Here is a 14,193-nt window from a genome sequence, read left to right as displayed (position 1 = left end):
TGCGACCGGCGGGCGGGAGAGCGCACTCCTCCTAGGAGTCGCGCACCCACCCCGCCGCCCACACGCCGAGGGAGAAGCGACAGATGGCCAGCGAGCTCGGCGACTTCCTCCGTGCACGTCGCACGGATCCCGCACTCGATCCCCGTCCGAAATCCGATGTGGGGCGGCGGCGTATCTCTGGGCTGCGCCGCGAAGAGGTGGCCGCCGCTGCGGGAATCAGCGTCGACTACTACATCCGGCTCGAACAGGGGCGTGAGCTGCGGCCGAGCGATGCCGTGATCCACGCGTTGGCGTGCGAGCTGCACCTGTCGGACGACGAGAGGCGCCACGTCTTCCAGCTACGCGACGCGACGTCGGCTCCGCCGCGCGACGAGCACACCGGCGACGTCGAGCTGTCCGCACGGATGACGGCACTGGTCGACGCAGTGTCTCCGCGTCCGGCGTACGTGCTCGATCGCGTGAGCAACATGGTGGCCGCCAACGTCGAGGGCCTCGCCCTGTATCGCGGGTTCGCGGACAAGGAACCGGGTGAGAGAAACACGTGCCGCTACCTGATGACGGATGCCCGGGCGCGGGAGACCTTCGTGGAGTGGGAAGACCTCGCCCGCGGTGCGGTCGCCCATCTTCGCGCCGCCAACGCCACCGACCTGCACGACCCCGAGTTGCAGGCACTGGTCGTGGAGTTGAGCGCGGCGAGCCCGCTCTTCTCCGGCTGGTGGGCCGAGCATCTCGTGCAACGGCGTCGCGCCGCGATCACCCACGTGCGCACCGACGCGGGCGAGGTCGTCGCTTGGCGCTACGAGGTGCTTCACCTGCCCGACGAAGGGCTGCGGATGACGCTCTGGCTCCCCGCCGCCGATCGCTGAACCCCGGTCAGTGAAAGACGGGCAGCTGCGACGCCAGCGCGAGCGCCAGGCCCGCGAGGGTCAGCAGCAGGATGCCGCGCCCGTTCGGCAGCGGCGTGCCCTGCGGCGCGTCGCGGCGTCCGCGGACGAACAGTACGAGGGCGAGGATCAGCAGCGCCATCGCGGTCAGGATGAGCACCACGGCCATCAGTTGTCGCCTCCGTCGCGTCCACGCCCGCGCACGTACTGCACGATGAAAACCACCAGGGTGCTGACCAGCACCGCGCCGCTTGCGGCGAACAGGAGCGTCTGCTCGGTCGGGTTCACGATGTCTCCTCCGCCCGTGCGAAGGCGGGCAGGATCAGCCTAGTCCGGGTCGCGGAACCAGCCCGTTCTCGCCGAACACGGCGTCGGCGAACCGGCGGCCGATCTCGGCGTACAGCTCCGCGTCGGGGTGCAGGCTGTCGGGCAGGGTGTAGCGCGCCTGATCGTCCGGACCGTACAGGCTCAGACCGTCGAGGTAGCTGATGCGCTCGCCGGATGCCGCGCGCACGCGCACCACTTCGGCCAGTTGCCGTCGCGACTCGGTCATCGTCAGTGCGCCGCGGGCGATGTCCGCGGCATCCCCGGCGGCATAGCAGCGCACGCGTCCGGCCTCGAGGAACTCGACATCCGACGGCCCCGGCACGTCTTCGCTGCCCGGCCAGAGGATCGACGACGCCAGCACGATGGGCGTGTCGGGATGCCCGACGCGGATTCGGTCGAGAAAGCCGTGCACCATCGGCGTGAACGTCCGCTGATCGAGCGCTCGGGCGCCCACGATGTTGATACCCACCTTGAGCGAGATGACGTTCGCTGCCGTCGCGGCGATCGCATCGGCGACGAACGGGTCGAGCATGCATTGGCCGCCGAAGCCCAGGTTGATGAGCGACAGGTCCGAGAGCCTCGCTGCGATGACCGGCCACGTTCCCGTCGGCGAGGGCGTCTCGACGCAGTGGCTGATCGAGCTGCCGTGGTGGATCCAGACCGGCGCGGTGGACGGTGCGGCCGCGGTGATGGCGGCATCCGCCCGCAGATCGAGCAGATCGACGATCATGCCCTGGGGCAACCACACGGTCACCGCCTTCTCCGCCGCACCATCGAGTGTGAACGCGAGCGTCTGGGCCGGTGCGACGGTGACAGTGGTTGCGACATCCCCGGTCCACGAGAGACGACGGATGTCGGTGACCGTCGGTCGCACCACGTGCACCGGCTGACCGTCGACCTCGACGACGAGATCGTTCACCGGCCCGGCCAGCTCGTCGAAGTACAGCTGGGTGCTTCGCAGTGTGAGATCGAAGCCCGTCGCCGACGTGATGAAGCGCAGCCGCACTCCGCTCGCGTTAGCGGTGATGGCCCGCAGGATCTCGCCGTTCGGTGGGAAGTGCGTCCGCGCCGACCTCGGCAGTCGCAGCGGACGGATGGCGTCGGTGTTCTCGACATCCGTGTGCTCGAGGTCGAGATGCCCCTCGAGGAGAACCTGCGACGCGCCGAGGGTGATGACCTCGCCGACAGCGGTGCGAGGTGAGGTGATCGGAGTGCTCACGCGGTGGTCCTTTCGGCGTGGGTCTGGACGAAGTCGACGGTGCGCGAGATGAGTTCGTCGCGCTGAGGCAGCTCCATCCACCCGTGGTCGGCGCCCTCGACGATGACGACCTCGGCGCGCGCGCCGAACACGTCGGGGTCGGCGTACTGCTGCGCGTAGCGCACGGGCACGAAGTCGGCGGTGCCGTGCAGCAGCAGTGCCGGGCCCCGGTAGGCGGCCGCGCGCGCGTAGGGATCGAAGTCCCGCGCGTCGTCGCGCATCGCCGGACCCAGGCGCATGCCGAGGAAGTCGAAGAACCCGTCGGGCTCGTCGAGGCTCGACAACGACCGCCCCTGGATGTGGCCGGAGCGGATGTCGTCGACGAACACGGCCGCCGTCGACCACATCGTCAGCGACCGGATGTCGCCGTCTTCCGCGGCCGCGATCGACGCGATGACCGAGCCGAGGCTCATCCCCACGAGGTGCAGGTCGGCGGCATCCACCAGGGGACTCTCACGCACGGCTGCCAGCACCTGGGCGGTGTCGGCGATGTCGCCCGAGACGGAGGTGTCGAAGAACTCGCCGTCGCTCTCACCGTGACCCGCCCGGTCGAAGGCCAGCACGCCGATACCCGCGGCGACCAGCGCGCGGGCGAGCCGCACGAAGACGCCCGAGGTCTCGACGCGCGACCCGCCGAAGCCGTGCAGCAGCACGGCCGTCGGCCAGGTGTCGGCGCCGTCGGACGGCGCGTCGGGCAGGTAGTGCGTGCCGCGCAGCACACGCGAACCGGCATTACCGGTGACGGCGGTCGTGAAGGGAAGGAGTCGCATGGAGGTGCCTTTCGACGCTCTGAGTTCAGTGTGCGGGGGCGGCCAGCGGGCGCTCGACAGATGCCGTCAGCATGTCGCTTTCGACGTCGAACGCATTCGACGTCTGGCGGCGGAAGCCGATCCAGCCGATGAGGAAGCCGGCGGCGGCGACCACCGAGACGCCGACGTAGACGCCGCTCGGGTTGAGCGCGAGCAGGGCCGGGGTGACCACGTTGAATCCGGCGGTCGCGAAGCGCGCGACGGCGTAGACGGTGCCCTGCGCGGTAGAGCGCAGCATGGTCGGGAACGATTCCTGCGTCCACACCTTCATGATCGTTTCGAAGCAGAACGCTCCCGCGAACGTCGTCACCACGACTGAGACGATCAGGGCGGGCAGGGTGAACCCGAACACCACGGGGACGAGGTTCGCCACCACCACGGCGATGGCGCCGACGACGAAGTACGACATCCGCCAGCGGGTGTCGGCGACAGCCATGAACCAGATCGCCCCGAGGATCGCCGCCGGCATGGCCAGCAGGGTCCATGTCTGGTACTCGTTCACGGGGATGCCGGCGACGTTGACCGCGACGAAGGTGCCGAAGCTGCCGGCGACACTGATCGCGATGGACGCGAGCGTGTAGTAGATCAGCAGGGTCACGAAGGGCCGGCGGTACTGTGCACGGCCGAAGTCGCGGATGCGCCCGCGCTCGGAGCGCACGGTCTGCACGCCACTGAGGCGCTCGTTGCGGGCCGCTAGCCAGCTCGCCGACTCGGGGATGGTCAGGCGAAGGGCGAGCACGACCACGCCGACGCCGCCGAAGGCCCCGAACATGATGCGGCCGCCGACCTCGCCCAGCTGGCCGAAATTGATGCCGATGAGCACGGCGAGAAGGATGCCGAAACCGCCGAGCAGGTTGGAGAACACCAGGATCTTGCCGCGGTTGCGGTCGGTGGCCGCTTCGGAGATCGACGCGAGCGCGGCGGGGAGGTCGGCGCCGACGCCGAGTCCGATCAACGCGATGCCGGGGAGCAGCAGACCGAACGAGACACCGACGAACGGGGTGATGGACCCGAGCACGATGAGCGTCATCGTGACGAGGAACACCCGGCGGCGGCCGAAGCGGTCGGCGAGGCGTCCGCCGACGAGCGAACCCACGGCGACGCCCGCGGTCAGCACCCCGGTGAGCAGGCCCACCTGGTCGGGCGTGAGCCCCGGAGTGCCGGGCACGAACGACTGAAAGAGCACGAGCGCGACGCCGATGCCGGTGGTCGCGGCGGCATCGACGAACGTCGCCATGCCGCAGACGAAGCCCACCCACCAGGGGTTGGGCGTGGCGCGAGCGAGGGGTGCGCTCATGGTCATACTCCTTTGTACGTGCAGTGACGGAGGGGAACGGCGGCGTCCGGGTCCGTGTGTCTTCGAGCGGTCGTGCGGGTTTCTTCGCGGGGCGTCGATGCCGTCGAGTGAAAAGCTATACCGATTTAGCCATGGAGGCAACACCCGGAGTTCGCGCTGGCGGCCTCAGGCGTGCGGGGCGGCGATGGAGCCGCCCGGTGTGATCGGCATGGGCACCAGTTCGTGCCGGGGCTCGGTGGGGCGCGCCAGCAGAAGATCGGCGGCTCGGCGCCCGATCTCGGCCTGGGGGAGGCCGAGGGAGACGAGCTGCGGATCGGTGGCTTCGGCGAGCACGCCGCCGTCGAACGACACCAGAGACACGTCTTCGGGCACGCGGAGCCCCGCGCGGCGCAGCGCCTGGAAGACTCCCACGCCGACGGCGTCGTTCACGCAGATGATCGCCTTCGGTGTCGCGCCGCCGGCGAGTAGGCGCTCCGCGGCATCCCGCCCGTCATGTACGGTCCAGTCTTCGTCGACCCACACTTCGCCCGCCAGGTTCGTCCCGGCGGCGGCGAGGGTCTCGCGGATGCCGTCGAGACGCCGCGGCAGCGCGACGGGCCCCCAATCGTGCCAGGCGGCGCCGCCGGTGCGGCCCGGAGCGAGGGCGCCGATGAACCAGATGTCGCGGTCGTGGCCGGCATCGAGAAGCAGTCGTGCGGCGGTCGCGCCGGCGTCGTGCTCGTCGGGGACGACCGAGCTGATGGCCGGGTCGTCGGCCTCGCAGTTCATCAGAACCATAGGCGTCTGCCGGGCCGAGGCCGGGGGACTCACGCGCCGCGTGAACATCGAGCCGTAGAGGATGCCGTCGATATCGCGGGCCACCAGATCCTCGAGAAAACGCCGTTCCATCTCGGTCTCGCCCTGGGTGTCGACGGTGAACAGCAGCAAGCCCTCTTCGCGCAGGCGCTCCAGCGCGCCGCGAACCATCGAGTTGGCGAACGAGGTCGAACTCACGAAGTCGGACACGAGGGCCACGGTGCCCGAGCGGCCGGTGCGCAGAGTCTTGGCCGTGAGATTCGCGCGATAGCCGAGGTCGTCCGCCGCCTTGCGAACGCGCGCCATCGTCTCGACCGACAGGCGCTGATCCAGGCGGCCGTTGAGGGCGAACGACGCGGCCGAACGTGAGACGCCGGCGCGCTCCGCAACCTCGGTGAGCGTGACGCGACGCCCGGACCCGCGGTCGGTCACAAGCCCTCGGGCATCTCGGACTCCGGCGGCTCGTCGGCCAACAGGTCGGCGACCGAGTCGAGGATCTCGTCGGGACGGAATGGGTAGCGCTCGATCTCGGCGTCGTCGGAGATGCCGGTGCGCACGAGAATCGTGTGCAGGCCCGCTTCGATGCCGGCGACGACGTCGGTGTCCATACGGTCGCCGATCATGCCGGTGTTCTCCGAGTGAGCGCCGATGCGGTTCATCGCCGAGCGGAACATCATGGGGTTCGGCTTGCCGACCACGTAGGGCGCTTTGCCGGTGGCGTGCGTGATCAGCGCGGCGAACGAGCCGGTCGCGGGCACGATGCCGTGGGGGGTCGGGCCCGTCGCGTCGGGGTTCGTGATGATGAAGCGTGCGCCGTTGTTGATGAAGCGGATCGCCTGGGTGATGCGATCGAACGAGTAGTTGCGCGTCTCGCCGATCACGACGTAGTCGGGCTGCGTCTCGGTCTGGACGTAGCCCGCTTCGTGGAGGGCTGTCGTGAGGCCGGCTTCGCCGATGACGAAGGCGGTGCCGCCCGGATGCTGCGAACGCAGGAATTCCGCCGTCGCGAGTGCGGAGGTCCAGATGCGATCCTCCGGCACTTCCAGGCCCGAGATGCGCAGGCGAGCGCTCAGATCACGCGGTGTGTAGAACGGATTGTTCGTCAGCACGAGGAACGGAGTGGCGGTGTCGCGCCACTGCGCGAGCAGCTCGGCGGCGCCGGGGATGGGCTTGTTCTCGTGGACGAGGACGCCGTCCATGTCGGTGAGCCAGCATTCGATATCGGCGCGTGTCCGCATGGGGCCAGCCTAGCGGGGCGTTCCGGCCGTAGTCTCGACCCGTGGCACGTGACGACTGGGACCCGGCGCAGCTTCCCGACCTCTCCGGGAAGCGGTACCTCGTCACGGGCTCGACGGCGGGGCTCGGCTTCTTCGCGTCGCTGCAGCTAGCCGGTGCCGGCGCCCACGTCATCATGACCGGCCGCAACCCGAACAAGCTGGCCACCGCACGCGTCGCCGTGCGCCGCCAGATTCCGGATGCCGAGATCACGACGCTGCTGCTCGACACGAGCAACCTCGGTTCGGTGCGTGCGGCGGCGGCGACCGTGCGCGGTCGTGCGGGTCTGCACGGCCTCCTCCTCAATGCCGGAATCGTGCACCCTCCGCGGCACCGCGAGACCACGGCAGATGGTCACGAGGTGGTCTTCGCGACCAACGCCCTCGGTCACTACGCGCTCGCCGGCGAGCTGCTGCTGCCGCTCGCTGCCGGCCGCGGCCGCATGGTGTGGGTGGGGTCGATGTCGACGGCGATGGGCGATTACGACCCCGTCGATCCGGAGCTCGAGACCCGTTACTCCCCGTGGCGCGCGTATGTGCAGTCCAAGGTCGCGACGACCGCGCTGGGCTTCGAAGCCGACCGCCGACTACGGGTGGCGAACGTGCCGATCGCCAGCCTCGTCGCGCACCCCGGATATGCGATCAGCGGTCGTACCCGCGGCATCCTGGGGGTGAACGAGCCGTCGCGCATGACGCGCTTCGTCGACAACCTGCAGGCGCCGATCACGCAATCGAAAGAACGCGGTGCCTGGCCGCTCGTGCGCGCGCTGGTCGATCCCGAGGCCGAGGGCGGTCAGTTCTGGGGGCCGTCGCGCGTGGTGGCCGGTGCCCCCAAGCGCGGCACCGCCAGCAAGCTGGCGCGCGACGAAGAGATCGCGGCGCGCCTGTGGACCTATTGCGAGCACGCCACCGGGATGACCTGGCCGTACTTGAAGGCCAGCAAGCCGCGCCGGCCCTGGCGTCGCTGACCCGCCTGATCGCCCGCTCGCGGGCTCGCCGCCCCGCCTGTTCGCCGCCCCGCCTGTTCGTAGAAGCGGGCCCAGCGAACAGATTCGGATGCCGTCGCTCGCGCCGTCCGAATCTGATGCCGTGATCCGAATCTGTGACGACGCGATCAGGCGGTCAGCCAGACCGCCCCGGACGCGCCCTCGGGCAACTCGATCGTGGCGCTGTCGTCGACGCGCACCGCGTTGGTCCCCGCGACCACGACGCGATGCCCGACGTCGATGCCGGCGACCTCCAGCGCGCGCAGCAACCCGGGATCTCGGTCGCTCACGCGCAGCACCTCGCCGGTATGCCCGACCGGAGCGTCCGCCAGCAGGATGAAGGGTGCGCGGTGCACGTCACCGACGTCATCCGGGATCGCGTCGCCGTGGGGATCGAATCGCGGATGCCCGAGCCGCTCGTCGATGCCGGCCAGCAGCCGGTCGCTGATCGTGTGCTCGAGCACCTCGGCCTCGTCGTGCACTTCGTCCCAGGCGTAGCCGAACTCCTGCACGAGCCACGTTTCGATCAGCCGGTGACGGCGGATGATGGATGCCGCGCGCAGCCGTCCCGCTTCGGTGAGCGCGACGGGGCCGTACGGACGGTGATCGACGAGGTCGAGCACGACGAGCTTCTGCACCATCTCGGTCACCGTCGAGGGGGCGAGTTTCAGTTCGGCCGCGAGCTGGGACGACGTGATCGGTGTGGGCTGCCACTCAGTGTGGTGGTAGATCGTCTTCAGGTAGTCGTCGATCGCGACGGAGTTCGCAGCCACGAGGTTCAGGCTAGCCGCTGACGGCGAAGCCGCCGGCGTCGCGTGCAGCGTCAGCGGGCGATCACCAACCACAGCAGCAGCGCGTTGAGGGCGACGAGGAACACCGATGCCACCACGCCGGCCGCGCTCGTCCACCAGCGGTTGCGGTGCGCGCCGAGGACATCGCGCCGTGCCGTCAGGGCCACGAGCGGAATGAGCGCGAACGGAATGCCGAAGCTCAGCACCACCTGGCTCAGAATCAACGCCCACGTGGGGTCGACTCCGAGAGCGAGCAGGGCGATGGCGGGTACCAGGGTGACGAGGCGCCGCCCGAGCAGGGGAACGCGGATGCGGAGCAGTCCGTGCATGATCTCCGCTCCGGCGTACGCGCCCACCGCCGTGCTGGCGAGGCCGCTGGCCAGCAGCCCCACGGCGAACATCGTCGCCACGACGCCACCCAGTCTCGTCGACAGTGCGCTGTAGGCGCCCTCGAGACTGTCGGTGCCGGGCACGCCGGCGAGGTTCGCGGCTGCCAGCAGCAGGATGGCGAGATTGACGGTACCCGCCACGGCGAGGGCGATCGTCACGTCCCACCGCGTGGCGCGCAGCAACCGCGAGGTCGCGACGGCGCGGTCCTGGGCGCGCGATGTCGGGCCAGCGAACCGATCGCGCGCCAGCGCGCTGTGCGCGTAGATCGCGTGCGGCATGATCGTCGCGCCCAAAATGGATGCCGCCAGCAGCACCGACTCGGAGCCCTCGAACCGCGGGATCAGTCCGGCGGCGACGCTCGCGGCATCCGGAGGGGCGACGAAGACGCCGTAGGTGAAGCCGATCGCGATGATGGCGAGCAGCCCGATGACCACGAACTCGAAGCTGCGAGCTCCGCGTTGCTGGTGGATCAGAAGGAGTGCGATGGAGACGGAGCCGGTGATCAGTCCGCCCACGGGGAGCGGAACCCCGAACAGCAGCCACAGGGCGACCGCCCCGCCGATGACTTCGGCGATGTCGGTCGCCATCGCCACGAGCTCGGCCTGCAGCCAGTAGGCGCGGCGGGCCCACGGGTTGCGCAGGCGTGTGCCGAGCGTCTCGGCGAGGCTCTGGCCGGTGACGAGACCGAGTTTGGCGGAGAGGTACTGGATGAGCCACGCCATCGTGTTGCCGAGCACGACGACCCACACCAGGAGGTAGCCGAAGCGTGCGCCGGCGGTCATGTTGCTGGCGACATTGCCCGGGTCGAGGTAGGCCACCCCCGCGACCAGCGCAGGCCCGAGCAACCACGCCGCACGGCGCGTGCGCGACGGCGCGGGGGAAGTCGTCGCGACGAGGGATGTGGGCGAATGTGCCGGCGCGGGATTTTTCGGCATCCCGAAAAATTACCAGAGATTTCGGGTGCCCGAAATATCTACGGGCCGTCCCGAGCTCCTCCAACGCGCCGCCCGGGCGCGGCGTCGCCCCCGCGATCTCGCAGGATCGCGCGTCGGGGGGTGAGAACCCGAAGCGAAATGGAGGAGTTGGGGACGCGGGTGTGCGGTCTAGCCTGGTCGGATGCACGTCGACTCCGCGCCGGAACCCGATCCCCGTCCGGAAGAGGCCGGGGCCGAGCCGCAGCTGCCGGTGGGCGTCGGCCCCTGGCCAGGTGGCCCCGAGGCCTGGCCCGATGACCCGCGGTACGACCGGGAACTGCTCGCCGTCGGTGACCGCCGCAACGTCGTCGACGGCTACCGCTACTGGACGATGGCGGCGATCGTGGCCGACCTCGATGAGCATCGGCATCCGTTCCACGTCGCCATCGAGAACTGGCAGCACGACATGAACATCGGCTCGATCGTGCGCAGCGCCAACGCCTTCGGCGCCGCCGAAGTGCACATCATCGGCAAACGCCGCTGGAATCGCCGTGGCGCGATGGTCACCGACCGCTACCAGCACGTGCGTCACCACGACGACGTCGCTGCTTTCACCGCCTGGGCCGAGGATGCCGGGATTCCCGTCATCGCGGTCGACAACGTCGACGGGTCGGTTCCGGTCGACCGCGCCGAACTGCCCGAGCGGTGCGCGCTGTTGTTCGGTCAGGAGGGGCCGGGGCTGTCCGCCGAGGCGGTGACCGCCGCATCCGCCGTCGTCGAGATCACCCAGTACGGCTCGACGCGATCGATCAACGCGAGCGCCGCAGCTGCCGTCGTCATGTACGAGTGGTGCCGCCGCTGGGCGTGAGGCTCACGCCCCCGCGGTGACCCACTCAGGGCGTCGCACACGCCAGCCGAGCGTCGCGAGCCGCGCCAGCATGTAAACGCCGAAGAAGCACACCGCGAGCCACATCAGGCCGGGTGCCCCGGCCGGATGCAGCAGCCACAGAACGACGAGCGCGGGCAGGTAGGGGACCAGGTTGAGAGCGCCCGCGAGGGCGAGATAACGCGCGTCGCCCGCGCCCATCAACACCCCGTCGAGCACGAACACCACGCCGCAGATCGGCTGCGCGACGGCGAGCACGATGAGCGCCGGCTGGACGAGGGTGGCGACGGAGTCCGACCCCGTGAACACCAGACCGATCACACCCGACAGCGCGCCGATGACCGCACCCACCAGCACGCCGAACCATGCGCCCCATGCCACCGTGCGCCCGAGCACGCGCCGCACGAATGTTTCGTCGCCGGCGCCGAGCCCGCGCCCGATGAGCGCCTGCGCTGCGATCGCGAGCGCGTCGAGGGCGAAAGCGGCGGTCGAGAAAATCGTGAAGGCCACCTGCCATCCGGCCAGTTCGTCGGTGCCGAGCGCCGTCGCAGCGAACACCGTCGCCAGCAGGGATGCCCGCAGCGACACGGTACGCAGGAACAGCCAGCCTCCCGCTTGCGCCGAGCCCCGCAGCCCGTCGCGCTGTGGACGAAGGGATGCCGCGTGTCGCTGTGCCAGCCTGCCCACGACGATCGCGTAGCCGCCGACCATCGCCCATTGTGCGGCGATGGTGCCCGCGGCGGAGCCGGCGATGCCCCACCCGAACCCGTAGATGAACAGTGCGTTCAGCAGGGCGTTGAGCCCGAAGCCCGCACCCGCGATCCACAGCGGGGTGACTGTGTCTTGCATGCCGCGCAGCAGCCCCGTCGCGGCGAAGACGATGAGCATCGCGGGCAGTCCCCACATCGACAGCTGCAGGTAGATCGTCGCCTGGTGCGCCACGTCGGGTGCCGCGCCGAAGAGCGAGACCAGCCACGGCGTGAGCAGTGAGCCCACGATGGCCAGCACGGCGCCGAGCCCCAGCGCGAGCCAGAGGCCGTCGATACCCGCACGCACCGCGTTGGTGTGGTCGCCGGCGCCGAAGCGGCGCGCGACGGCGGGCGTGGTCGAGTACGCGAGGAAGACCATCAGTCCGACGATGGTCTGCAGGATCGCCGAGGCGATGCCGAGCCCCGCGAGCGGGACGACTCCCAGGTGGCCGACGAGTGCGGCATCGACGATGAGGAAAAGCGGTTCCGCCACCAGCGCGCCCAGCGCCGGAATCGCCAGCCGCAGGATCTCGCGGTTGAGAGTGGGGGCGGGCATGCTCCGAGCCTAGGGGGGAGCGCCGACGCGGGGCGGGAGTGGGGCGTCGGGGCCTGGGTGGGTGGGGCGCGGCTGGGGCGTGGGGCGTTTCGACTCGCTGCGCTCGCTCAACGACCGGGGTGGGGTGCGGGGTCGAGGCGGGCGGGGCGAACGACGGGTGAACACGGATCCGTCGGACAGAACCGGCGCGTATCCTGTACGGCATGACCGACCCCTCCTTGCGCTCGGGTATCGAGCTGTCCGAGTTGAGCCCCGGCATCCGTCCTCAGGACGACCTGTTCCGTCACGTGAACGGCGCCTGGCTGGAACGCACCGAGATCCCGGACGACAAGGCCAGGTGGGGCTCGTTCCACCTCATCGCCGAGCAGGCCGAGAAGGACGTCCGGACGATCATCGAGGAGTCGACCGACGCCGAGCCGGGAACCGAGACCCGCAAGATCGGCGACCTGTTCGCGAGCTTCATGGACACCGAGCGCATCGAGCAGCTCGGCGCCGAACCGCTGCGCGACCAGCTTGCGCGCGTCGAGGCGATCGATTCGATCCCCGCGCTCCTGCGCACCGTCGGTGAGCTCGAGCGAGAGGGCATCGGCGGAATGATCGGCGTCTACATCGAGCCCGACCCCGGAAACCCCGCCCGCTACATCTCCTTCTTCGTGCAGTCGGGGCTGTCGCTTCCCGATGAGAGCTACTTCCGTCTCGAGAACTTCGACAAGACCCGCGTCGCGTTCCGGGAGTATGTGCAGACGGTGCTGAGTCTTGCCGGCCTCGAGCCGGAGGATGCCGGGCGCCAGGCCGACCGCGTGCTCGCGCTCGAGACCGAGTTGGCCACGCACCACTGGGACAACGTCCGCACGCGCGACGCCGTCGCCACCTACAACCTCATGACTTGGGACCAGGTGCAAGAGCTCGTCGGCGTCGACCTCGACCCGTGGCTCGACGCTGTGGCCCCCGGCCGCCGCGACGGCTTCGCCGAGATCAACGTGAACGAGCCCAGCTACTTCTCGGGCCTCGGCCCCCTGCTCGTCGAGGACCGGCTCGAGGACTGGAAGGCCTGGCTGCGGCTGCACATCGTGCGGGCATCGGCGGCGTTCCTCTCGAGCGCGTTCGTTGACGCCAACTTCGCCTTCTACGGCACCGAGCTCACCGGCGTGCCGGTCAATCGCGAGCGTTGGAAGCGCGGCGTCAGCTTCGTCGAGGCCGCGATGGGCGAGGCCGTCGGCAAGGTCTACGTCGACCGCCACTTCCCGCCGGCCGCGAAGATCGAGATGGATCAGCTGGTCGCCAACCTCATCGAGGCGTACCGGCAGTCGATCGAGACGCTCGACTGGATGACGCCGGAGACCCGCGATCGCGCTCTGGAGAAGCTCGCGGCCTTCACGCCCAAGGTCGGATATCCCTCGACGTGGAAGGACTACTCCGAGCTCGACGTCGACGCCGCCGACCTCATCGGCAACGTTCGTCGCACGAACGCGTGGGAGCACGAGCGGCAGATCGCGAAGCTCGGGGCGCCGATCGACCGTGAAGAGTGGTACATGACGCCTCAGACGGTCAACGCGTACTACAACCCGCTGATGAACGAGATCGTGTTCCCGGCAGCCATCCTGCAGTACCCGTTCTTCGAACTCGACCGCGATCCGGCCGCGAACTACGGCGGCATCGGAGCGGTGATCGGTCACGAGATCGGCCACGGCTTCGACGATCAGGGCTCGGCGTTCGATGGCACCGGCACGCTCCGCGACTGGTGGACCGACGACGACCGCGCCGCCTTCCAGCAGCGGACGGCCGCCCTCATCGCCCAGTACGACGCCCTCGTGCCGCAGGGACTCAGCACCGAACACCACGTCAACGGGGCATTGACCATCGGCGAGAACATCGGCGACCTCGGGGGCCTCGGCATCGCGATCAAGGCGTACCGCCTGTCGCTCGGTGCCGACACGACGGATGAGAACGTCGACGGCCCGGTCATCGATGGGCTGACCGGCATCCAGCGCCTTCTGCTCAGCTGGGCGCAGATCTGGCAGCAGAAGGGGCGGGATGCCGAGACCATCCGCCTGCTCACCATCGACCCGCACTCGCCCAACGAGTTCCGCTGCAACCAGATCGTTCGCAACGTCGACGAGTTCTACCGCGCCTTCGACGTCACCGAGACCGACGCGCTCTGGCTCGACGCCGATCAGCGCGTCACGATCTGGTGACCACGGCGTCGTCTGGTCGGCGGTCGTCCGCCGGTCGGCCGGACGAGCAGACACCGGCGGCGAGCGATGCACAGATCGAGAA

Annotated in this window: 13 protein-coding genes; 4 read left to right on the top strand and 9 right to left on the bottom strand. The window is 69.6% G+C overall.

Annotated elements, in window-relative coordinates; genetic code table 11:
• The first annotated feature begins 83 nt into the window (after positions 1 to 83).
• Positions 84 to 866 carry a helix-turn-helix domain-containing protein gene (locus ITJ43_RS09345; protein WP_194583564.1) on the top strand — a complete coding sequence of 261 codons (783 nt, stop codon included), beginning with the start codon at positions 84 to 86 and terminating at the stop codon, positions 864 to 866.
• 7 nt (positions 867 to 873) lie between these two features.
• Here ITJ43_RS09345 and ITJ43_RS09340 read toward each other — a convergent pair whose 3' ends face one another.
• The 6 genes from ITJ43_RS09340 to ITJ43_RS09315 all read right to left on the bottom strand — a co-directional run bounded on the left by ITJ43_RS09340 (position 874) and on the right by ITJ43_RS09315 (position 6,608).
• Positions 874 to 1,053, bottom strand: coding sequence for a hypothetical protein (locus ITJ43_RS09340; RefSeq protein WP_228495627.1), 180 nt, complete (start codon positions 1,051 to 1,053; stop codon positions 874 to 876).
• A 153-nt stretch (positions 1,054 to 1,206) separates the two neighbouring features.
• Positions 1,207 to 2,430: an SGNH/GDSL hydrolase family protein gene (locus ITJ43_RS15325; protein ID WP_194583563.1), complete on the bottom strand. Its 1,224-nt coding sequence runs from the start codon at positions 2,428 to 2,430 to the stop codon at positions 1,207 to 1,209.
• Entirely contained in the window at positions 2,427 to 3,239 is an 813-nt protein-coding gene (locus ITJ43_RS09330) for an alpha/beta hydrolase family protein (protein ID WP_194583562.1), read from the bottom strand. Before ITJ43_RS09330 ends, ITJ43_RS15325 begins: the two co-directional genes overlap by 4 nt.
• A gap of 25 nt (positions 3,240 to 3,264) precedes the next feature.
• The gene (locus ITJ43_RS09325; protein ID WP_194583561.1) at positions 3,265 to 4,575 is read right to left on the bottom strand and encodes an MFS transporter; all 1,311 of its coding nucleotides are present in this window, start codon (positions 4,573 to 4,575) and stop codon (positions 3,265 to 3,267) included.
• A gap of 165 nt (positions 4,576 to 4,740) precedes the next feature.
• Complete coding sequence (locus ITJ43_RS09320; RefSeq protein ID WP_194583560.1) at positions 4,741 to 5,802, bottom strand: LacI family DNA-binding transcriptional regulator; 1,062 nt, start codon at positions 5,800 to 5,802, stop codon at positions 4,741 to 4,743.
• Positions 5,799 to 6,608 (bottom strand): HAD-IIA family hydrolase, encoded by an 810-nt coding sequence (locus ITJ43_RS09315; RefSeq protein ID WP_194583559.1) that lies wholly within the window; start codon positions 6,606 to 6,608, stop codon positions 5,799 to 5,801. The genes ITJ43_RS09320 and ITJ43_RS09315 overlap by 4 nt, the downstream gene beginning before the upstream one ends.
• 41 nt (positions 6,609 to 6,649) lie before the next feature.
• On the opposite strand from ITJ43_RS09315, the gene ITJ43_RS09310 reads away from it, so the two are divergent.
• Entirely contained in the window at positions 6,650 to 7,612 is a 963-nt protein-coding gene (locus ITJ43_RS09310) for an SDR family NAD(P)-dependent oxidoreductase (protein ID WP_194583558.1), read from the top strand.
• Positions 7,613 to 7,758: 146 nt separating this feature from the next.
• Here the strand turns inward: ITJ43_RS09310 and ITJ43_RS09305 are convergent, their stop codons facing one another.
• Together ITJ43_RS09305 and ITJ43_RS09300 are read right to left on the bottom strand one after the other, a co-directional pair.
• Entirely contained in the window at positions 7,759 to 8,403 is a 645-nt protein-coding gene (locus tag ITJ43_RS09305) for a metal-dependent transcriptional regulator (RefSeq protein ID WP_194583557.1), read from the bottom strand.
• Positions 8,404 to 8,453: 50 nt separating this feature from the next.
• Complete coding sequence (locus tag ITJ43_RS09300) at positions 8,454 to 9,746, bottom strand: Nramp family divalent metal transporter (protein WP_194583556.1); 1,293 nt, start codon at positions 9,744 to 9,746, stop codon at positions 8,454 to 8,456.
• A 181-nt stretch (positions 9,747 to 9,927) separates the two neighbouring features.
• On the opposite strand from ITJ43_RS09300, the gene ITJ43_RS09295 reads away from it, so the two are divergent.
• Positions 9,928 to 10,593, top strand: coding sequence for a TrmH family RNA methyltransferase (locus ITJ43_RS09295; protein WP_194583555.1), 666 nt, complete (start codon positions 9,928 to 9,930; stop codon positions 10,591 to 10,593).
• Between the two features lie 3 nt (positions 10,594 to 10,596).
• Here ITJ43_RS09295 and ITJ43_RS09290 read toward each other — a convergent pair whose 3' ends face one another.
• The gene (locus ITJ43_RS09290; RefSeq protein WP_194583554.1) at positions 10,597 to 11,916 is read right to left on the bottom strand and encodes an MATE family efflux transporter; all 1,320 of its coding nucleotides are present in this window, start codon (positions 11,914 to 11,916) and stop codon (positions 10,597 to 10,599) included.
• Between the two features lie 203 nt (positions 11,917 to 12,119).
• On the opposite strand from ITJ43_RS09290, the gene ITJ43_RS09285 reads away from it, so the two are divergent.
• Positions 12,120 to 14,111, top strand: a complete 1,992-nt coding sequence (locus ITJ43_RS09285; RefSeq protein WP_194583553.1) for a M13 family metallopeptidase — start codon at positions 12,120 to 12,122, stop codon at positions 14,109 to 14,111.
• Positions 14,112 to 14,193: the final 82 nt, after the last annotated feature.

The sequence above is a fragment of the Microbacterium sp. VKM Ac-2870 genome, assembly GCF_015350795.1.
GTDB lineage: Bacteria > Actinomycetota > Actinomycetes > Actinomycetales > Microbacteriaceae > Microbacterium.
This window is presented reverse-complemented; position numbering and strand designations above follow the sequence as displayed.